We start from the raw sequence: 21,004 nt of genomic DNA, 5'->3' as shown, positions 1-21,004 counted from the left end.
CGTAAAGTTATGCAAAAAACAAGACCGACACAGGAAACTGAGAAGGTCTTGTTTTTGCGTTATAGTTGATAAGATAAAAAATGCGAAAGAGCAGCCGAAGCGTTTATTCTTTCGGCAGATCTGCAAATGTCTTTCGACTGCGGCTGAGTTTGCCACAGCTGTCTCTCTTGGCAATATAAAATGGAAGAGAGATTTTCATTGGAAGGCGATGACCTCCGTTGATACGGTCGATCAGAGTCTTTGCAGTCATGCGGCCGAGATCCTCCAGTGGAATATGGATACTGGTGAGCATTGGAGAAAGATACTGGGCAGTTTCGATGTCATCGACACTGATCACGGATATGTCTTCGGGTATGCGGAAGTTTTTTTCTTTCAGTGCGTGAATGACACCGATCGCAGTGGTATCGTTTGCACAGAAAATTGCGGAAATGTCGGACCTGTTGTGCATCAGGATGTTGGCACCTTTGTAGCCGCCGTCCGCAGAAAGATGAACATTTGCGGTGTTTTGCTGTACAAAAGGCAAACCGAGTTTGGCAAGTGCCTCTTTGTAACCGCTGAAACGAACTTCGTTGTTCTGCTCACCGATATAGCCGATTTTTGTGTGACCAAGTTCAGCGAGATAAGAGATTGCTTCGTAGGAGATGTCGCTTCCGTCGCATACGACCTGATCATGTTTGATTCCCATTGGATTCAGGCCGGTATAGATGACATTTTTGTAATTTTGTGTAAAAAAGCGCAGAAGCTGTCGTTCATAACGTCCGAGAATGACGACACCGTCTACCGGAAACTGCGAGAGCTGTCGGGAAATGTCAGGATTGGCGATATCCATGGCGGTGAAGGAATGACGGATAAAATAATTATTTTTGAAGGCTTCCTGTTCGATCGCTTTGGCAATCTGTGAAAAGAAAGGATCAGAAACAGAAGAATTACTTCTTGCGTAAATGCACGCAATAGATTTGGGTACTGTGTTCTGAATCTGTGAGTTTTTTCCCATTTTTAAGTTGCGCGCAGTTGCGTTTGGTGTATAACCACTTTTGCGGACAATCTCCCAGATCCGCTCCTGGACTTCCAGACTTGCAGCTTTTGTGTTTTTCTGGTTGATTACTCTGGAAACCGTAGAAATAGAAACATTTGCCTGCTTTGCAATTTCTTTTAATGTCATAAAAATTCCCCGCGATCCTGTGTAAAGTATTTACCTGATATTATACAGGAAGTTTCCTGAAAAAACAATACAAACAAAGAAAACGTTTGCGTAATTTTAAGGCAAATTTGCGTTGATTTTGTTGAATAAAAACAGAGAATTCACTATAATGAAAATAACAATATAAAGAAAAATAAAAGAAAGGAAGAGAGTTGATATGGGACATAGTTATTATGGCTATACACGAGATGAGTTAGTGGAAAAAGGTCCGAAACTTCCGGTAATCGTTATGGAGGATAATGCAGCAGTTTTTCGCTCTATGGCAGAGGAGATGGCGGAAGAGATCAAAAAGCACAACGAAAAGGGAGAAAAAACAGTATTTATCTGCCCGGTAGGTCCGGTAGGGCAGTATCCTTATTTTGTGGACATGGTCAATGAACAGAATATCAGCCTGAAAAATGTCTGGTTTATCAATATGGATGAATATCTGGATGATGACAAACAGTGGGTTTCCATGGATCATCCATTAAGTTTCAGAGGATTTATGCAGCGCACAGTCTATGATAAGATTCGCCCGGAGCTGGTAATGCCGGAAGAACAGAGAGTATTTCCTGATCCGGTCCATCCGGAATATGTTCCTGAACTGATTGAAAAACTGGGTGGTGTGGATATCTGTTTCGGAGGAATCGGAATCAACGGACATGTTGCATTTAATGAAGCAGATCCAACGCTTACAAATGAAGAGTTCCTTGCGCAGAAGACACGAGTCCTTGAAATAACAAAGGAAACAAGAACTGCCAATGCCATCGGAGATTTTAACGGTGCACTGGAGGATATGCCGCATTATTGCGTCACAATTGGCATTTATGAGATTTCTCATGCCAGAAAGATCCGTCTGGGATGCTTCAGAAACTGGCATCGTGCAGTCGTGAGAAGAACAGCATATGGAGAGGCAACTTCAGAGTTTCCGGTTTCTCTTCTTACCACACATCCGGATATCAATCTGAAGATTACAGAATTTGTTGCTGCACTGGACTGATCGATAACAGATCAGAGAAAGAAGGATGAGTATGAATACTCGGATCATAAACGGAAAAGTATATAGAAACGGAGTGTTTCAGCAGGAGGATATCCTGTTGAAAGATGGAAAGATCTCTGCACCTGAGGGAGAAAAAGCAGATATCATATACGATGCAGATGGAAAGTATGTAGTTCCGGGATTTATAGATGTACATACCCATGGCGGTGCAGGGGTAGATGTGAATGCGGCAGACCAGAAAGGTTTTGAAAAAATCGGTCATTTTTTTGCCACACAGGGAACCACTTCCTGGCTGTCTTCCATACTGACGGATACAAGAGAGCAGACATTAAAGACGATAAAAGAGGCCGTGAATCATCAGAAGGCACAGAAGGATGGTCATGAAAACTGTGCAGATCTTCTCGGAATCCATCTGGAAGGACCGTTCCTTGCTCCGGAATATAAAGGAGCCATGCCGGAACATCTGCTGATCTCTCCGGATCTGGAACTTCTCAGAGAATATCAGGAGGCGGCAGAAGGAAACATTCGTTATATTACCGTTTCTCCGGAAGTAGAAGGCGTACCGGAAGCGGTAAAAGGGATGATCGATCTTGGCATGAAAGTTGCGATCGGACATTCGGGTGCAGATTATGATACCGCCTGGAAATGTATCCATGAAGGGGCTGTATCAGCTACGCATACCTTTAATGCCATGAAACTGCTTCATCAGCATTTTCCGGCGATCATGGGAGCAGTGCTGGAATCAGATATTTACTGCGAGGCGATCTGTGACGGCCGTCATCTTCATCCGGGAACTGTTCGGTTTCTCCTGAAAATGAAAGGACTGGACAAGGTGATCGCAATCACAGACTCGATCATGGCAGCAGGACTTCCGGATGGGGAGTACATGCTGGGAGTAAATGAAGTGGTTGTAAAAGACGGAGACGCAAAACTGAAATACGGTGATTCCAGAGCGGGAAGTACGCTGACCACCGGACAGGCACTCAAAAATCTGATTGCGTTTACCGGAAGATCCCTGGAGGAAATCCTGCCGCTTCTGACCATCAATCCTGCCAGAATGCTGGGGGTTGATGATCGGATCGGAAGTCTGGATACAGGCAGGGATGCGGATGTAGTAATTTTGGATAAAGAATATTCTGTCGTGGATACTTTTGTAAAAGGCAGAAAAATCGAGAGATAAAATATTATAGCAAATAAAAGATAAGGAGAAAGATCATGCCATTAATACCGTTAAGACCATTACTGGAAACTGTAGATAAATATCATTTTGCACAGGGCGCATTCAATGTAAACGCAGTTGCACAGGCAAAAGCAGCGATCGAGGTTCATGAAATGTTTCGTTCAGCAGCGATTCTTCAGGGCGCAGATCTGGCAAATGGATTTATGGGCGGAAGAACTGATTTTCTGAACGCAACACTGGAAGACAAAAAAGTGGGCGCAAAAAATATTGCAAATGCAGTAAAAAAATATGCAGAAAATTCTCCGATTCCGGTAGTGCTTCATCTGGATCATGGAAAAAATTTCGATTCCTGTAAAGCAGCGATCGAAGGTGGTTATACATCTGTTATGATCGATGGTTCCAGTCTGCCATTTGAAGAAAATGTAGAGCTGACCAGGGAAGTTGTAAAGTATGCACATGAAAGAGGGGTTTCTGTAGAAGGTGAGCTGGGCGTTCTGGCAGGTGTAGAGGATCATGTGTTCTCAAGCACTTCTACATATACCAATCCATTGAAAGCAATTGAGTTTTTCAAAAAGACAGGTTGTGATGCACTGGCAATCTCTTACGGAACCATGCATGGAGCTTCCAAGGGAAAGAATGTAAAACTGAGAAAAGAAATTGCCATTGCGATCAAAGAATGCATGATGCATGAAGGTATCTTTGGTGTGCTGGTATCTCATGGATCTTCTACGGTTCCGAAATATATCGTAGATGAGATTAATGTGCTTGGCGGAAATATCCAGAATGCATACGGTATCTCTATTGAAGAGCTTAAGGCTGCAATTCCGTGCGGTATTGGAAAAATAAATGTAGATACGGATATTCGTCTGGCAGTTACAAGAAATATGAAAGAATTTTTTGCTGCACATCCGGAAAAAAGAGAGAGCGCATCGATCGGAGAAGTATATCGTCTGCTCGAAGCCAAGAAAGAACAGTTTGACCCGAGAGCTTTCCTGACACCGATCATGGATACCGTAATGTATGGAATCGTGCCGGATGAAGATGTGGCTGCACTGATGGCAGTAGTGGAAAAAGGCGTAAAAGAAGCGATTGGTACTCTGATCGTAGAATTTGGTTCATACGGAAAAGCTCCGCTGGTTGAGATGGCAACTCTTGATGAAATGGCAGAGCGTTATCGCAAAGGACTTTGATCAGGAAGGATAGAACATGTATATATTGACTGCACTGGTTGCTTTTGCAGGTAGTTTTGTACAGAGCAGCAGCGGATTTGGATATGCGATCATCTGTATGGCAATCTGGCCGGCATTCATGCCTTTTTATACGGCTTCCATTCTGGAGGCGATTGCAGCTTTTTTCATGGTGATCTACATTGCAGTGAAACTCTGGAAATCCATTGACTGGAAACTGCTTCTCCCACCGATCATCATGGCTACGATAACCAGTCTGCTGGGAGTGAATACGCTGATGTCTCTGGATGAGGCAGTTCTGTCAAAAATCATGGGAACAGTACTCCTTGTTCTGGCAGTGTACTTTATCTTTTTCAGCAGCAGGGTGCATCTGAAAGCGAGTGTGATCTCCGGAATCATTGCAGGTGCAGTCAGTGGTTTCTGTGGAGGACTTTTTAATATCGGCGGACCGCCGATGGTGGCTTATTTTCTTTCTGTGACAGATGACAAAGAAAAGTATAATGCTACCTTGCAGATGTTTTTTACGATCAATACGATGAGTATTTTCCTGATTCATGTTTTTCAGGGGCATGTGACCACATCCATGATACCGCTGGTCGGTGCTGCACTGGCAGGGACAGCTGCAGGAACTGTCAGTGGCCTGTTTCTGTTTCAAAAGCTCACTATGGACCGGATCAAGAAATTTGTATATATATTTATGATATGCGCAGGGGGATATCTCCTTCTGTCATAAGCCATTGCCTGGCGGTAAAATAACAAACAGCAGAGGAGAAGGAAATGGGACAGAGACTTTATATAGAAGGTTATAGTGGAATCAGTGGAGATATGACAGTTGCAGCACTGCTGGACCTGGGTGCAGATCAGGCAGTTCTGGAGCGGGGAATCGCAAGTCTGGGAATCAGCGGATATCATCTTGTTGTTTCCAGAGTAAAAAAATCCGGAATTGATGCCTGTGATTTTGATGTGGTACTGGATGAAGAACACGAAAATCATGATCATGATATGGGGTATCTTCATGGGCATGAACAGAATCATGTTCACGACCATGCCCATACTCATCACCATGAGCATACGCACGATCATGCACATGCCGGACATTCTGAGGAACACGTACATATGCACAGAGGTCTGGATGAAATTATGGAGCTCATTCACAAAGCACAGATTACAGACCGTGCAAAGACAATTGCAGAAAAAATCTTCCGGATTCTTGCAGAGGCAGAGGCAAAGGCACATGGTGTAAACGTGGAGCAAGTCCATTTCCATGAGGTAGGAGCAGTTGACTCGATCGTGGATATTGTAGGGGCAGCTATCTGCTTTGATAACCTGAATGTTGAAGAAGTGATCGTGAAGGAACTGTATGAAGGGCAGGGAACGATACGATGTCAGCACGGAATCATTCCGGTACCGGTGCCGGCTGTAATGAATATCGTACAGCAGCAGAAACTGTCTCTTCATATTACAGAAGTACAGGGAGAGCTGGTCACACCTACCGGTGCGGCAATTGTGGCAGCCATGCGAACAACAGATCAGCTTCCAGAGAATTTTACTGTTAAAAAAGTTGGAATTGGTGCAGGAAAAAGAAATTATCCTACTCCGGGATTCCTGCGGATAATGATGATTTAACCAGATCAAAGAAAGGAAATCGAGTTATGAAACATATTTACCTGAATTTAAAAAGATTTGATGTTCCGGTGGAATTCGGAGGTGTAAACCGTCTTGCACCTGTTGCTGACTGGGCATCCTGCATTGTAAAAAACACACAGGAAGAATTAAAAAAATATGACACTGCGGAAGTAGAATTCGGCATGTATTTTCCAGAGGTGCATCTTCTGAATGCTGTTGCAGCAAAAACAGAAGACAGCCCGATCCAGATCGGATGTCAGAGTGTATTCAGGGAAGATACAGCAGTCGGAGGAAATTTTGGCGCATTTACGACGAACAGACCGGCATCTGCAATGGTGGCAGCAGGCTGTGAGACAACGATCATCGGCCATTGTGAAGAACGAAATGACAAAGCAGGAATCCTTGCTGCGGCAGGTGTTACAGATACAGATGCAGTCAATCGCCTTCTGAATCAGGAAATCAAATGTGCGACAGCCAGAGGAATGAAAGTTCTTTACTGTATCGGTGAAAAGAGTGAAGAGCAGGAACAGTGGCAGGAAGTTCTTGGTAAACAGCTTGAAATCGGTCTGAAAGACGTAGACTGCTCCAAAGTTGTAATCGCATATGAGCCGATCTGGTCGATCGGACCAGGAAAGACCCCGGCAGGAAAAGACTATATTACAAAGATTGCAAAATTTGTAAAAGAAAAAACAAACGGCATGGATATCGTATACGGTGGCGGTCTGAAACAGGATAACGCAGAGATGCTGGCTTCCATTGAGGAGATTGATGGTGGTCTGATCGCGCTGACGAGATTCCAGGGTGAGATCGGTTATTATCCGGAAGAGTATCTTGAGATTATCCGACTCTATATGGGAAAAGCAAACAATAAATAACAACTATATAATAAGAAGGGAGATTTACTATGAAACTTGATTTTGAGTATGGACAGGGAACCATGGCAGCAGAGCTGCCGGATAGTACAGATATTTTTATTCCGGGAGAAACCGTAAAAGATCCGGCATATATTCCAGAAGATCAGCTGGAAGCCGCTTATCTTGAGAGTCTGGCACATCCGATCGGAATGCCGACACTGACAGAACTTGCAGGACCGGGCAAGAAGGTTACGATCATTGTACCTGACCGTGTAAAAGGTGGAGAGCAGGCAACCAGCCACAGAAAGTTAAGTATCAAATATATTCTGAAAGAGTTATATGCAGCAGGTGTAGAAAAACAGGATATCCTCTTTATCATTTCCAACGGACTTCATCCGAGAAGCAAAGAATCTGATGCGAAAGCAATCTTCGGAGAAGAACTGTTTAATGCTTTCTGGCATTCCGGACAGATCATCAGTCATGACAGTGAGGATCAGGAGCATATGGTATACCTTGGCACTACCAGAAGAGGCGATCCGGTATACATGAATAAATATGTATATGACAGTGATCTTCCGATCCTGATCGGTCATGTGCAGGGAAATCCTTATGGCGGATATTCAGGTGGATACAAACACAGTGCGACCGGTATCACAAACTGGAGATGTATTGCAAGCCACCATGTACCGGCAGTTATGCACAGAGACGATTTTACACCGGTAAACGGCGGAAGCCTTATGCGTAACAAATTTGACGAGATCAGCATGCATATGGAAGAAAAAATGGGACATCCGTTCTTCTGCTGTGATGCTGTTCTGGATACACAGTCCCGACAGATTGCAATCTACTCCGGTTATGCCAAAGAGATGATGCCGATCAGCTGGAAACTGGCAGATAAGAGAACTTATGTACACTGGGCAGAAAAGAAATATGATGTGCTTGTCTTCGGTATGCCGCAGAAATTCCACTATGGAGATGGAATGGGAACCAACCCGATCATGATGATGCAGGCACTGAGTGCACAGGTGCTTCGTTTTAAACGAGTTATGAGTGATAACTGTGTAATCATCTGCTCCTCTATCTGCAACGGATATTTTCATGATGAATTATGGCCATATTTAAGAGAACAGTATGAACTGTTCCAGCATGATTATATGAATACACTGCCGGATATGAATCGTCTCGGCGAGTATTTCGCAACTAATGAGGAATATATCCGCAAATATCGTTTTACGAATGCATTCCATCCATTCCATGGATTCTCTATGATGTCCTGTGGTCATATCGCGGAAATGAATACCAGTGCTATCTATATCGTAGGTGCACAGGAACCTGGATATGCAAGAGGAATGGGATTAAAGACCAGAGCAACCTTCGAAGAAGCACTGGAAGATGCAAAGAAGAAATACGTAGGCAAAGAGCCGAATATTCTGGCACTGCCGATGACTTTCAAAAAAGCGGCCGTACATCTCTGCATGAAAGATCCTGCACAGGACTGCATGGACGAATATGGACATCGCCATCATATGTAAGTGTTTGATATGGTAATATAAAACGAACAGAATAATGACATGACACATCCCTGTCTGAAAGAACGCTGCCGGAAAAGCAGAGGATTTTGGGCAGGGATATTTTTGTTGCTGTTTATAAGTGGTATCTCACGAGGCGTTTTGGGCAAATTTGATTGTAGTTTGTCCAAAAGCATATTATAATAGAAACAGATTTGTTATAACTTACCACTTGCAGGAGTGGAAGATTTACCGACTGAGATAAAGGGGAAGGAGCAGAAAGATGGAATTCCAGCATGAACTGGTGATCCCGGATGAGGGACTGCCGTTTAAATTTTTTCTGTTTGAGGGAAGTCAGGGAAATTATGTGAGGGAGAAGCACTGGCATACGTCTGTGGAGATTTTTGCGGTGATGGAAGGTTCGCTGACTTTTTATCTGAATGATGAGAAACATCCGCTCAAGGCGGGGGAGCTGATGATCATCAATTCCAATGAAGTGCATTCGATCGATTCGCCGGAAGAAAACCATACGGCAGTACTTCAGATTCCGCTGAAGCAGTTTGAGGACTATTTTACTGCACACCGTTTTGTCCGCTTCGCGGGAAGTGTTCCGGAGATGGATGCGACACTCTGGAGACTGGTGCGTGAAATGTACAAATTATATGGGAAACGTGGAGTCGGATATGAGTTCAAGATCCGTTCCTTCTATTATGATGTGCTTTATCTTCTGGTCAATCACTACCGGCTGGACGAGGCGGGCGAACAGGAAGTACGCCACAGCCGCCGCCTGGATGCTCTTGCGAGAATTACTTCCTATATGAGAGAGCATTATCAGGAAGAACTCAAACTGACCGAAGTAGCGAACATGTTCGGTTACTCCGATGCATATTTATCCAGAATGTTCCAGAAATATGCAAATGTCAATTTTAAGACGTACTTGCAGGATATCCGCATGACCTATGCATACAGAGAATTATTGAACACAGACAAGACGATCAGCCAGATCGCACTGGACAACGGCTTCAGCAGCAGCCGTGCTTTTACACGGGAATTTCAGAAACGATACGGAATCCTGCCAAGCGAGCTTGGCAGGGAAAAATAAAGAATAAAAATGCAAAACAGGCGAATCAGAAACGCCTGTTTTTTTCTTAATAGTTACAAATGTTTGCACAAAACAAAAAACTAAAAGGTCAAAAAAGTGCACTAAAGAGGACAAAAAATCTGGCGAAATAGCACGCATTGCGTGGTATGATATCTTCAACATGAAAAATGAAAGGGAGGTAACTTCAGGTGAAGATTCAGAATGTAGCAGATGACGCATTTCGCAGATATGGTAAAGTACTGGAGGGGTATGACTTTACAGAACTTCTGAAGGAAATGAAACACACACCGGTACCGGAGGACGTGATCTATGTGCCATCCGTAGAAGAGATGGAGGCATTGCCGGTAGCGAAGGAACTTCAGAACAAAGGATACGGCGGACTGCCGATCGAGATCGGATACTGCAACGGTCATAATAAGAAATTAAACGGACTGGAATATCACCGCAATTCCGAAATCAACGTAGCGGTTACAGACCTTGTCCTTCTCATCGGACATCAGCAGGATATCGAAAAAGACTTTACATATGACACATCCAAAGTAGAAGCATTCCTTGTTCCGGCAGGAACCGGAATCGAAGTATATGCAACCACTCTTCACTATGCACCATGCCATGTAAACGAAGCAGGTTTCCAGTGCGTTGTTGTGTTACCAAAAGGAACAAACACTGAGCTGACTTTTGACACAGCTGCCGAAGGTGAGGATAAGCTTCTCACAGCTAAGAACAAATGGCTGATCGCACACGAAGAAGCAGCTATCGAAGGTGCATTTAACGGACTCAAAGGTGAAAACGTCGGAATCGACTGATTTAAAAAAAGCAAATAACTGTAAATATAAACTTATATAATATGGAGGAATTTTTATCATGAACAATATCCCAGTAGTAAAACTTGGAATTATCGCAGTAAGCCGTGACTGTTTCCCAATCCAGCTCTCTGAGAAGAGACGTGCAGCTATCAAGGCAGCTTACAAAGGAGAACTTTACGAATGTCCAGTAACTGTTGAGAATGAGAAAGACATGGAAAAAGCACTCGAAGATGTAAACAAAGCAGAGTGTAACGCTCTGGTTGTTTTCCTTGGAAACTTCGGACCGGAAACACCGGAGACACTGATCGCAGAAAGATTTGACGGACCGTGCATGTATGTTGCAGCAGCAGAAGGCGACGGCGACATGATCAATGGCAGAGGTGATGCTTACTGTGGTATGCTGAACTGCTCCTACAACTTAAAGATGCGTCATCTTGAGGCATACATTCCGGAATATCCGGTTGGAACAGCTGATGACATTGCAAAAATGATCGGTGATTTCGTACCGGTTGCACGTGCCGTTATTGGTGTTCGTAACCTCAAGATCATTACATTCGGACCACGTCCGCAGGATTTCTTTGCTTGTAACGCACCGATCAAAGGACTCTATGAACTGGGTGTTGAGATCGAAGAAAACTCCGAACTTGACCTTCTCGTTGCTTTCAAAGAGCATGAAAACGATCCTCGTATCCCGGAAGTTTGCGCAGATATGGCAAAAGAGATGGGTGAGGGAAGATACTACGAAGACCTCAATGCAAGAATGGCACAGTTCGAACTTACTCTTCTTGACTGGGCAGAAGCTCACAAAGGAGCAAGAAAATACGTTGCATTTGCTGACAAATGCTGGCCGGCATTCCCGTCACAGTTCGGATTTGAGCCTTGTTATGTAAACAGCCGTCTTGGTTCCAGAGGCATCCCGGTATCCTGTGAAGTTGATATCTACGGAGCACTCAGCGAGTACATCGGTCTCTGTATCTCCAACGACGCAGTTACACTGCTTGACATCAACAACTCTGTTCCGAAGTATATCTATGACGAAGATATCAAAGGAAAATATGATTACAAACTTACAGATACATTTATGGGATTCCATTGTGGAAATACTCCGGAATGCAAGATGTGCGAATCCAGAGCCGTTAAATACCAGCTCATCCAGCACAGACTTCTTGAGCCGGCAGGATCTGAGCCAGACTTTACAAGAGGAACTCTTGAAGGTGACATCGCTGCTTCTGATATCACATTCTATCGTCTGCAGTGCAACTCAGAAGGTGAACTGGTAGCATACGTTGCAGAAGGTGAAGTTCTTGATGTACCGACAAGATCCTTCGGTGGTATCGGTATCTTCGCTATCAACGAAATGGGAAGATTCTACCGTCACGTACTGATCGAAGGCAACTATCCGCATCACGGAGCAGTTATGTTCGGACATTACGGAAAACAGTTCTTCGAAGTAGTGAAATTCCTTGGACTGGATGTAAAGAAGATCGGTTACAACCAGCCGGCAGGAGTAAGATACCCAACAGAAAATCCATGGGGATAATCTTCTGATTTCGAAAAAATAAATAAAACCAATACAGACATCCCGGGAGTTTTCCTGGGATGTCGTGGTAAAGAGCAAAATATCAGTAAAGATATATTATTGCTTACAGGGAATATCCCGCGAGGTGTTTTGCCATGAATATGGCAAAATCCCGAGACATACGGGACAAAATCCCATCACCGAAGGTGATTTGGAATGGATTTTGACCAAGTTACTGTGAACAGTAACAAAAAATATCAATAACAGACAGAATGTGCATCTGCGGGTATGCATGCAGAATGCACAGTTAGGAGGAAACATGTACTATATTGGTGTAGATTTAGGAACTTCTGCCGTAAAACTTCTTCTTATGGAAGAATCAGGCAAGATCTGTAATATCGTATCAAAAGAATATCCACTGTTTTTCCCACATCCGGGCTGGTCAGAACAGAATCCGGAAGACTGGTTTACCCAGAGTGTTGAGGGAATGAAAGAACTGACAGAAGGAATCGACCGCTCCCAGGTAGCAGGAATCGGCTTTGGTGGCCAGATGCACGGACTGGTAACACTGGATGAAAACGACAATGTCATCCGCCCGGCAATCCTCTGGAATGATGGACGTTCCCAGAAAGAAACAGAATATCTCAACAACGAGATCGGCAAAGATAAATTATCACAGTACACAGCAAACATCGCTTTTGCAGGCTTCACAGCACCAAAGATCCTGTGGATGAAGAAAAACGAGCCGGAGAAATTTGCAAAGATCGCAAAGATCATGCTCCCGAAAGACTACCTTGCATACAGACTTTCCGGATCTTTCTGCACAGACGTTTCTGATGCATCCGGTATGCTGCTTCTTGACGTAAAGAACCGCTGCTGGTCCAAAGAAATGATGGAAATCTGTGACGTTAAGGAAGAACAGCTTCCGAAACTGTATGAGAGCTGGGAAGTTGTCGGAACACTGAAACCAGAAGTTGCCGAGAAACTTGGCTTCTCCGCAGATGTCAAAGTCGTAGCAGGAGCAGGCGACAATGCGGCAGCAGCAGTCGGAACAGGAACCGTTGGTGACGGACAGTGCAACATCTCCCTTGGAACCTCAGGAACCATCTTCATCTCCAGCAAAAACTTCGGCGTTGACGAAAACAATGCACTGCATTCCTTCTGTCATGCAGACGGAAGTTACCATCTGATGGGCTGCATGCTGAGCGCAGCATCCTGCAACAAATGGTGGGCAGAAGAAATCCTTCAGACCAAGGATTTCGCAGCAGAGCAGGCACCGATCCAGAAACTCGGCGAAAACAATGTATTCTTCCTTCCATATCTGATGGGAGAGAGATCTCCACATAACAATCCTGACGCAAGAGGTGTATTCTTCGGAATGTCCATGGACACTACAAGAGCAGATATGACTCAGGCTGTTCTCGAAGGCGTAGCCTTCGGTCTTCGCGATTCTCTTGAAGTTGCAAGAAAACTTGGTATCAAGATCGAACGCACCAAGATCTGTGGTGGCGGCGCAAAGAGCCCGCTGTGGAAGAAAATCATCGCGAATGTAATGAACCTTAAGGTTGATGTACTCGACGTAGAAGAAGGCCCGTCCATGGGCGGTGCCATGCTGGCTGCTGTAGGATGCGGAGCTTATCCGGATGTTGAGACCATCGGAAAGAAGATGGCTCATGTAGTTGATACCGTTGAGCCGGAAGAAGAACTTGTGGCGAAGTACGAAGAAAAGTACCAGAAGTTCAAGAAACTGTATCCGGCCCTGAAGCCACTCTTCTAGGGTACTGCCCTGGAACCCGCTAATGATTTGGCAATCAGAAAACCATATGCGAGGGGAGGGCACTCACAGTTGCGAAGGCCGCTCTCCCCTCGCGCACCCCACCGGGCCACGCTGAAAAAAGAGTTGGGTTTAAAGTTCGCTCAAACCAATAGAATGTTAAAATAGCGGAATATCTTCTTCACACGACAGAAGAAGAGTTCCGCTATTTTTCTGTGATTTTATATTTGTTGAACGAAGAGAAGCTTGTGCTTTTTAGCCCAGGGGTTGCGAGGGGACTGGCTTTAAGTCCCTTCGCGTTTTTTTATATTCTCAACATGATAAAAGGGTTCAGGCAAACAAGCCTGAGAAAAATGTTAATGAAAATTGGCGGGTCCAAGGGAAGTCCCTTTATGTTTATTTCTTCACAAAGGAAAAATTTTAAATGTTTGTCAATATTATATTTGTGTAAAAATCATACAAAATCGAATGGCTATTTTTTGTACTTTTGTTAAAAGAGAAGAAAAAAATTGATAATTTATTGACAACCAATATCGTTTATGATACTATTTTCTCATCAAGTTGATAAAGTCTCTGACAACTGGCGGAGTAGTGGAAATCACCACATGGGAATCAGAGATTTGCAGAGCCGACCGTCTGGGCAGTATTTGAGAGTTTCTCAGATACTGCTTTTTTTAACCAGATTAAAAGTATTCAGAATGCTTATGGTGACAAGTGGTATTCGGATGCTTATGAATATGTGTAGAGGGTAATGGTTAGAAGGGACGGGGCGCCCACAATGAAAGGAGAGACAATTATGGGATTCAAAAGTGACATCGAAATTGCACAGGAGTGCGAAATGCTGCCAATCACAAAGATTGCAGAAAAAGCAGGTATTGATGACAAATATCTGGAACAGTACGGAAAATACAAAGCAAAAATCGACTACAATCTTCTGAAAGAAAGCGACAAAAAAGATGGCAAACTGATCCTCGTAACTGCTATCAACCCGACACCGGCAGGTGAAGGAAAGACAACAACAACCGTAGGTCTTGCAGATGGTATGCAGAAACTTGGAAAGAATGTTATGGTAGCTCTTCGTGAGCCATCCCTCGGACCGGTATTTGGTGTTAAGGGTGGTGCTGCAGGCGGCGGCTATGCACAGGTAGTTCCGATGGAAGACATCAACCTTCACTTCACAGGTGACTTCCATGCGATCGGCGCAGCAAACAACCTGCTCGCAGCAATGATCGATAACCATATCTTCCAGGGCAACGCTCTGAACATCGACCCGAGAAAAATCACATGGAGAAGATGCGTGGATATGAACGACCGTCAGCTCCGTAATGTAGTAGACGGTCTTGGCGGAAGAACAAACGGAATGCCGCGTGAAGACGGATATGACATCACTGTTGCATCCGAGATCATGGCAGTCCTTTGCCTTGCAAGCGACATCAAAGACCTGAAAGAAAGACTTTCCAGAATCATTATCGGATATACATACGGTAAAGTATCCGAGCAGAAACCGGTAACAGCAGGTGATCTCCATGCAGAAGGTGCTATGACAGCCCTCCTGAAAGACGCTCTGAAACCAAACCTCGTTCAGACACTGGAGCACGTTCCGGCGATCGTACACGGCGGACCATTCGCAAACATCGCTCATGGATGTAACTCCGTAACAGCAACCAAGATGGCAATGAAACTTGCTGATTATGCGATCACAGAAGCAGGATTCGGTGCAGATCTCGGTGCTGAAAAATTCCTGGATATCAAATGCCGTATGGCAGACCTGCATCCAAGTGCAGTTGTTATCGTAGCTACTGTACGTGCCCTGAAATATAACGGCGGTGTTGCAAAAGCTGATCTTAACAATGAGAACCTGGAAGCCCTGGAAAAAGGTATCCCGAACCTTCTGAAACATGTAAGCAATATTAAGAACGTATATAAACTTCCTTGTGTAGTTGCTATCAATGCATTCCCGACCGACACCAAGGCAGAGCTTGACTTCGTAGAAGCAAAATGTAAAGAACTCGGTGTAAACGTAGCTCTTTCTGAAGTATGGGCAAAAGGCGGCGAAGGCGGAATCAAACTTGCAGAAGAAGTTCTTCGTCTGGTTGAAGAACCAAACGACTTCTCCTATGCATATGAACTGGAAGGTTCCATCGAAGACAAACTGAACCAGATCGTTCAGAAAGTATATGGTGGTAAGAGAGTTGTCCTTACAGCAAATGCTCAGAAACAGGCAAAACAGCTCGAAGCTCTTGGCTTCGGCAACTGCCCGATTTGTGTGGCTAAGACACAGTACAGCCTGACTGATGACCAGACCAAACTTGGTGCTCCGACAGACTTTGAAGTAACAGTACGTAACCTGAAGATTTCCGCTGGTGCAGGATTCATCGTTGCCCTGACAGGCGAGATCATGACCATGCCAGGTCTTCCGAAAGTACCTGCTGCAGAACGTATTGATGTTGATGAGACTGGTAAGATCACTGGACTTTTCTGATAAGAAATAAGTCTCATATTAAAAAGGTATAATTTTTGCCTTATAAGGCAGGGGAATTCAGTTTGGAAACTGAGAAAACCCTGAGGGGGAATATCTCAAAGTTGCGAAGGCCGAAAATCCCAAGTAGCGGACATTCGCAATCCGCATACGCTACTTGCTCATACACGCAATAAATTGCGTGTATACTCCCCCTTTTTGGCCACGCTGGGTGCAACAAGACAGAACAGGTTGGCCAACTGTTTAAGGCTGTTTCGCTGACGCGAAAAGCGCGGAAACTTGCCTTGGCGGGAGCTGGCGTTCCCGCGAGCACGCCGAAGGCGTGACGTCGACGGGCTCGTAGTATGTAATACTGCGGAAGCATGTAGAATAATAGAATACGTAGGATTGGTTAGTTTCAGGTGCAAATCTGAACCATACAGAAAAACCAACAACATAAATAAGCGCAGACTCATGGGGCAACCGTGCAAGTCTGCGCTTATATTTATGCGAAAATCTTCCGACCTGATGCACCAGGAGAATTTTTCAAAGGCCACCCCGCAAAACAAAATTTCCGTCAAATATCCAGCCCAGGGGTGGGCGAGGGGACGGGCGACGTCCCTTCGTGGTTTTCATACGATGCCATCGTGTAATGACGGGGTGGGGAAGAACCCCTCACGGTTTTCATATATCCCAATACAAATCAAAGGTCTCAGGGAAATTTCCATGATAAAAATATCAGTACAAATTGACGGGTCCAAGGACAGTACCCTCCAAACCTTAACAAATATTAAGAAAAACTATATTTCCCCTGTAAGGTTCAAACCTTACGATATGTACAGATCAAGAAAGAACACAAAACAAACAGTTACAGTTCACGGCAATATCTGTGAACTGTAACGACAAACATCCAATGGTAATCACGCACCACAGGATAAAAGGAGGATACAAAACATGGATATCGCAAGACCAGCCATCGCAGGAACTCTGGAATCGAGTGACTGCCAGGTAACAGTAGAAAAGGGCGAAGGAAAAGTAGATTTTTCCCTCGAAAGCTCCGTCATCAACCAGTACGGAAACCAGATCCGAAAGGTTGCCCTGGAAACGCTTGAGAATCTTGGCGTAAAAGATGTAAAACTTACAATCGTAGACAAAGGTGCACTCGACTGCACGATCAAAGCCCGCATCGAGGCGGCAGTTTACCGCTCCGTATTACAGACTGAACATTTACCATGGGGAGGTGCTATCCGATGAATAATCCGAACAAAAAACGACTGAGAAGAACCATGATGTTCCTGAATGCCCAAAAACCAGGACTTATCAAAGATCCATATATCTATAAACCGGACTCCATCATGCTCGACCTCGAAGATGCCGTAGCAGAGAACCAGAAAGACGCAGCTCGTTTTTCCCTCTATCATGCACTTAAGACCATTAACTACCGCGGATGCGAGCGAGTTGTCCGAATTAATGGACTGGACAGCCCTTACTGGAAAGAAGACATCCGCTGCTCCGTAGCCGGTGGATGTGATTCCATCCGTATCCCAAAGACAGAGAGCGCACAGGATGTACAGCTGGTAGAGCGTGAGATCGCTTTTGCAGAAAAAGAATTCGGCCGTCCGGAAGGAAGCGTCCTGATCATGGCAGCCGTTGAGTCTGCAAGAGGTGTTATGAAAGCCCTTGATATCTGCGAATCCAGCGAGAGACTTTTTGGTATCGCACTTTCCGGTGGTGATTATACGAAAGACCTCCAGACACACATCACAGGAACAGGAATCGAGCTCATGGGTGCAAGACAGAACCTCGTGATCGCAGCAAGAGCAGCAGGCGTTCAGTGTTTCGACACCGTTTATACAGACCTCGACAACATGGAAGGTTTTCGTCAGGATGTAGAGACCATCCACCTGATGGGATTTGACGGAAAATCCATCATCAACCCTCGCCAGATCAACATCGTACATGACATTTACACACCAAAACAGAAAGACATTATTTTTGCAGAAAAAGTTGTACGCGAGATCGATGAGAAAAAAGCACAGGGTATCGGCGTATTCACAGTAGACGGAAAGATGATCGACATTGCCTTCTATGACGGTGCAAAGAGAACGATCGCACTTGCAAAGGCATCAGGCGTGTATAAGGGGGATTTATAAGATGATTAATGCAGTTGGAAGAGATATTCCGGAAGAGATTCTGAAAGCAACAGGAAAAGAAGTATTTCAGGGAAATCATCATTTCGATGGACATGTTTTCCAGAGACACGGCGCAAACACAAGATGCGTGATCAATTCAAATGGAAGCAAAGTCGTAGACAGCATTCATGATGTACTTGTAAAATGCGGTATCAAAGATGGTATGACTGTCAGCTTCCATCACCATTTCCGTGAAGGTGACTATGTAGTGAACATGGTCATGAGAGAGATCCACGAAATGGGAATCAAAGACATTACAATCTGTGCAAGTTCCCTCGGAAAAGCACAGGACGAACTGGTTGAATACATCGAAGATGGAACGATTACAAACATCCAGTCTTCCGGTGTACGTGGAAAGATCGGTGAGGCGATCTCCAACGGTAAGCTTCAGGGACTTGCAATCATGCGTTCCCACGGCGGACGTGTCCGTGCCCTGGTGACAGGCGAGACAAAGATCGACATTGCTTTCATCGGAACACCTACCTGTGACGAATACGGAAACTGCCGTGGTATCGGTGGAAAGTCCGACTGTGGTGTACTTTCTTACGCAATGGCAGATGCAGATTATGCAGACCACGTAGTTGCGATCACAGACTGCATGGTTCCGTTCCCGAACTTCCCGGCACATATTTCCATGACAAATGTGGACTATGTCGTAGAAGTAGATGCGATCGGTGACCCGAACAAGATCGCAACCGGTGCGGCAAAACCTACCACAGATATGAGAAAGCTCATGATGGCAGATTACTGTACACAGTTTGTTGTAAATACCCCATATTTTAAAGACGGTTTTTCCTATCAGACAGGTGTCGGCGGTGCCTCCATCGCTTCCACGATCTCTCTTGCAAAAGTCATGAAAGAGCGCGGAATCCGCATGAGATTTGGTGTCGGCGGTCTGACAAAACCGATGTGCCAGCTTCTGATCGATGGTCAGGTTGATGCACTTCTGGATACACAGGACTTTGATCTTGCAGCAGTAGAGTCTGTCAAAGACCTTCATCACTACCGCATCAGTGCAGGTGAGTATGCAAACCCATTCAACAAAGGTGCTGTCGTAAACAAACTGGATTTCGTTATCCTTGCAGCTCTGGAAGTTGATGTACACTTTAACTGCAATGTTGTTGTAGATTCCAACGGTATGATCACAGGTGCACAGGGTGGACATCCGGACACCGCAGCCGGTGCAAAATGTGCAATCGTTATTGCTCCGCTTCTTCAGGGAAGAACACCGGCGATCTGTACCGATGTTACCACAGTCACAACACCGGGTGAGAGCGTAGACGTAGTCATCACAGATTATGGTATCGCGATCAATCCTAGGAGAAAAGACCTCATCGAAGCGATGAAAGATGTAGACCTTCCGTTTACAACGATCGAACATCTGCGTGACATCGCATACGAGATCGCAGGCGAACCGCAGAAAGTAGAATTCGGTGATCGTGTAGTCGGTATCATCGAAGGCCGTGACGGAACCATCATGGATGTTGTACGTCAGATCAAACCATTTGAGTTCACAGAAGAATAAAAAAGGTAAAGACATTATGAAAGAAAAACAGGCAGCAGTACAGACCTCAGAAGATATTGCAAAATCTATTGCGGAAGATATCGGTACAAAAGCATATTATGCTCTGCTCGAAGAGGTGTATACAACGCCGAAGCCAGGGCTTGTAGACCTGTATTCCTGCGGTGCACATACGGATATGAACGTGCAGACTTTTGAAAAAAGCGCTGAAGCATTACGCCCGTGGTTCATCCGTATGGCGGCACAGGGATACCTGCTGACCTGTACCAGAGAAGAACTTTTTGTGGAGATCCGAAAGACCGGGATCCTTGCAGAAAAAGCCATGTTTCATGCAACCGGAAACGTCAATACACACAAAGGAATGATCTTTACTCTGGGGATTTTCTGCGCGGCAGCGGGAAGATGCATGAGAGATTATGGAGAAATAAAACTGAAAACTCTGATCCGTACAGAACAGGACATGGTTTCCAGAATTCTGAAAAAAGAACTGGAAGAACTCCAGAAAACAGACGAAAAAGCGACTAATGGCGTGCGAAACTTAAGAGCATACGGAACTACGGGAATCCGTGGGGAAGCACTGGCGGGCTATCCGTCAGTAACAGAGATCGCACTGCCGGTTCTGGCGGATGGACTCTATAAGGAAAAAGAGTGGAACAGGATCAAACTCCAGATCTTATTCGCATTGATGAGCCGCGTACAAGACTCCAATATTTTAGCCAGAAAAAATCCTGCTGTCCTGTATGAAGTACAGGTTCAGTCCATGAAGTTCCTGAACGAAGGTGGTGCTTACAGCGAGCATGCACTGGAAAAACTGTATCTCATGGATGCGGAGTATACAGGCAAAAATATCAGTGCAGGCGGCTGTGCCGACCTCCTTGCAGTCAGCGTTTTCCTCGCGATGATCTGCAAAAAAATACCTCAGTAAGAGTAGAAAAGTGTACCCCGACTGAGATCATAAATACATTTACACACACATATTCTTTAATGAAAAGCCAAATGATAAATTAATTCCTAAAACTCCTATAAAATGAAGTTGGGGGCTAAGGTCCCAAATATGATATTATGATACCCATGAATTGTGTTGTGCTTTGCACTC

The 21,004-nt window shown here is 44.8% G+C and carries 17 protein-coding genes and 1 riboswitch; of the genes, 16 read left to right on the top strand and 1 reads right to left on the bottom strand.

All coding sequences use genetic code 11. The features are described 5' to 3' along the window. Positions 1–103: 103 nt before the first annotated feature. The gene (locus KQI91_RS00945) at positions 104–1,162 is read right to left on the bottom strand and encodes a LacI family DNA-binding transcriptional regulator (RefSeq protein WP_216391013.1); all 1,059 of its coding nucleotides are present in this window, start codon (positions 1,160–1,162) and stop codon (positions 104–106) included. A 196-nt stretch (positions 1,163–1,358) separates the two neighbouring features. On the opposite strand from KQI91_RS00945, the gene KQI91_RS00940 reads away from it, so the two are divergent. The 16 genes from KQI91_RS00940 (at position 1,359) to citG (ending at position 20,833) form a co-directional block, all read left to right on the top strand. After that, positions 1,359–2,180 carry a glucosamine-6-phosphate isomerase gene (locus KQI91_RS00940; RefSeq protein ID WP_216391012.1) on the top strand — a complete coding sequence of 274 codons (822 nt, stop codon included), beginning with the start codon at positions 1,359–1,361 and terminating at the stop codon, positions 2,178–2,180. Between the two features lie 31 nt (positions 2,181–2,211). Further along, complete coding sequence (gene nagA / locus KQI91_RS00935; protein ID WP_216391127.1) at positions 2,212–3,360, top strand: N-acetylglucosamine-6-phosphate deacetylase; 1,149 nt, start codon at positions 2,212–2,214, stop codon at positions 3,358–3,360. Positions 3,361–3,395: 35 nt separating this feature from the next. After that, positions 3,396–4,550, top strand: coding sequence for a class II fructose-bisphosphate aldolase (locus KQI91_RS00930; protein ID WP_216391011.1), 1,155 nt, complete (start codon positions 3,396–3,398; stop codon positions 4,548–4,550). A gap of 16 nt (positions 4,551–4,566) precedes the next feature. Further along, the gene (locus tag KQI91_RS00925) at positions 4,567–5,280 is read left to right on the top strand and encodes a sulfite exporter TauE/SafE family protein (RefSeq protein WP_216391010.1); all 714 of its coding nucleotides are present in this window, start codon (positions 4,567–4,569) and stop codon (positions 5,278–5,280) included. A 44-nt stretch (positions 5,281–5,324) separates the two neighbouring features. Beyond that, on the top strand, positions 5,325–6,173 hold the full coding sequence (locus KQI91_RS00920) for a LarC family nickel insertion protein (protein ID WP_216391009.1): 849 nt from the start codon (positions 5,325–5,327) through the stop codon (positions 6,171–6,173). A gap of 26 nt (positions 6,174–6,199) precedes the next feature. After that, a complete protein-coding gene (locus KQI91_RS00915; protein WP_216391008.1) occupies positions 6,200–7,048 on the top strand; it encodes a triose-phosphate isomerase in 849 nt (282 codons plus the stop codon). A gap of 29 nt (positions 7,049–7,077) precedes the next feature. Continuing rightward, complete coding sequence (locus tag KQI91_RS00910; RefSeq protein ID WP_216391007.1) at positions 7,078–8,559, top strand: lactate racemase domain-containing protein; 1,482 nt, start codon at positions 7,078–7,080, stop codon at positions 8,557–8,559. Between the two features lie 259 nt (positions 8,560–8,818). Next, complete coding sequence (locus tag KQI91_RS00905; protein ID WP_216391006.1) at positions 8,819–9,637, top strand: AraC family transcriptional regulator; 819 nt, start codon at positions 8,819–8,821, stop codon at positions 9,635–9,637. 188 nt (positions 9,638–9,825) lie between these two features. Further along, positions 9,826–10,443, top strand: a complete 618-nt coding sequence (locus KQI91_RS00900; RefSeq protein ID WP_022213876.1) for a DUF4867 family protein — start codon at positions 9,826–9,828, stop codon at positions 10,441–10,443. A 58-nt stretch (positions 10,444–10,501) separates the two neighbouring features. Further along, positions 10,502–11,983: an L-fucose/L-arabinose isomerase family protein gene (locus tag KQI91_RS00895; protein ID WP_216391005.1), complete on the top strand. Its 1,482-nt coding sequence runs from the start codon at positions 10,502–10,504 to the stop codon at positions 11,981–11,983. Positions 11,984–12,281: 298 nt separating this feature from the next. Then, the gene (gene xylB / locus KQI91_RS00890) at positions 12,282–13,739 is read left to right on the top strand and encodes a xylulokinase (RefSeq protein WP_216391004.1); all 1,458 of its coding nucleotides are present in this window, start codon (positions 12,282–12,284) and stop codon (positions 13,737–13,739) included. A 563-nt stretch (positions 13,740–14,302) separates the two neighbouring features. After that, positions 14,303–14,385, top strand: a riboswitch (ZMP/ZTP riboswitch). A gap of 147 nt (positions 14,386–14,532) precedes the next feature. Then, positions 14,533–16,218, top strand: a complete 1,686-nt coding sequence (locus KQI91_RS00885; protein WP_216391003.1) for a formate--tetrahydrofolate ligase — start codon at positions 14,533–14,535, stop codon at positions 16,216–16,218. A 930-nt stretch (positions 16,219–17,148) separates the two neighbouring features. Continuing rightward, complete coding sequence (citD, locus tag KQI91_RS00880; protein WP_216391002.1) at positions 17,149–17,448, top strand: citrate lyase acyl carrier protein; 300 nt, start codon at positions 17,149–17,151, stop codon at positions 17,446–17,448. After that, a complete protein-coding gene (locus KQI91_RS00875) occupies positions 17,445–18,347 on the top strand; it encodes an aldolase/citrate lyase family protein (protein WP_216391001.1) in 903 nt (300 codons plus the stop codon). The genes citD and KQI91_RS00875 overlap by 4 nt, the downstream gene beginning before the upstream one ends. 1 nt (position 18,348) lies before the next feature. Continuing rightward, entirely contained in the window at positions 18,349–19,911 is a 1,563-nt protein-coding gene (gene citF, locus KQI91_RS00870; protein WP_216391000.1) for a citrate lyase subunit alpha, read from the top strand. Positions 19,912–19,927: 16 nt separating this feature from the next. Further along, positions 19,928–20,833, top strand: a complete 906-nt coding sequence (citG, locus tag KQI91_RS00865) for a triphosphoribosyl-dephospho-CoA synthase CitG (RefSeq protein WP_216390999.1) — start codon at positions 19,928–19,930, stop codon at positions 20,831–20,833. Positions 20,834–21,004: the final 171 nt, after the last annotated feature.

It is taken from the genome of Blautia sp. MSJ-19, from assembly GCF_018918125.1.
Lineage (GTDB): Bacteria > Bacillota > Clostridia > Lachnospirales > Lachnospiraceae > Blautia_A.
The sequence above is the reverse complement of the archived record's forward strand: the minus strand, read 5'-3'. Positions and strand labels throughout refer to the sequence as shown.

What these genes read in the sequence shown, in the direction of transcription:
- KQI91_RS00915 (WP_216391008.1), top strand. Translation starts at nt 6,200, where the DNA reads ATGAAACATATTTACCTGAATTTAAAAAGATTTGATGTTCCGGTGGAA.
- KQI91_RS00895 (WP_216391005.1), top strand. Translation starts at nt 10,502, where the DNA reads ATGAACAATATCCCAGTAGTAAAACTTGGAATTATCGCAGTAAGCCGT.
- KQI91_RS00910 (WP_216391007.1), top strand. Translation starts at nt 7,078, where the DNA reads ATGAAACTTGATTTTGAGTATGGACAGGGAACCATGGCAGCAGAGCTG.
- KQI91_RS00940 (WP_216391012.1), top strand. Translation starts at nt 1,359, where the DNA reads ATGGGACATAGTTATTATGGCTATACACGAGATGAGTTAGTGGAAAAA.
- KQI91_RS00945 (WP_216391013.1), bottom strand. Translation starts at nt 1,162, where the DNA reads ATGACATTAAAAGAAATTGCAAAGCAGGCAAATGTTTCTATTTCTACG.
- KQI91_RS00925 (WP_216391010.1), top strand. Translation starts at nt 4,567, where the DNA reads ATGTATATATTGACTGCACTGGTTGCTTTTGCAGGTAGTTTTGTACAG.
- KQI91_RS00875 (WP_216391001.1), top strand. Translation starts at nt 17,445, where the DNA reads ATGAATAATCCGAACAAAAAACGACTGAGAAGAACCATGATGTTCCTG.
- KQI91_RS00920 (WP_216391009.1), top strand. Translation starts at nt 5,325, where the DNA reads ATGGGACAGAGACTTTATATAGAAGGTTATAGTGGAATCAGTGGAGAT.
- KQI91_RS00885 (WP_216391003.1), top strand. Translation starts at nt 14,533, where the DNA reads ATGGGATTCAAAAGTGACATCGAAATTGCACAGGAGTGCGAAATGCTG.
- KQI91_RS00905 (WP_216391006.1), top strand. Translation starts at nt 8,819, where the DNA reads ATGGAATTCCAGCATGAACTGGTGATCCCGGATGAGGGACTGCCGTTT.
- nagA (WP_216391127.1), top strand. Translation starts at nt 2,212, where the DNA reads ATGAATACTCGGATCATAAACGGAAAAGTATATAGAAACGGAGTGTTT.
- xylB (WP_216391004.1), top strand. Translation starts at nt 12,282, where the DNA reads ATGTACTATATTGGTGTAGATTTAGGAACTTCTGCCGTAAAACTTCTT.
- citG (WP_216390999.1), top strand. Translation starts at nt 19,928, where the DNA reads ATGAAAGAAAAACAGGCAGCAGTACAGACCTCAGAAGATATTGCAAAA.
- KQI91_RS00930 (WP_216391011.1), top strand. Translation starts at nt 3,396, where the DNA reads ATGCCATTAATACCGTTAAGACCATTACTGGAAACTGTAGATAAATAT.
- citF (WP_216391000.1), top strand. Translation starts at nt 18,349, where the DNA reads ATGATTAATGCAGTTGGAAGAGATATTCCGGAAGAGATTCTGAAAGCA.
- citD (WP_216391002.1), top strand. Translation starts at nt 17,149, where the DNA reads ATGGATATCGCAAGACCAGCCATCGCAGGAACTCTGGAATCGAGTGAC.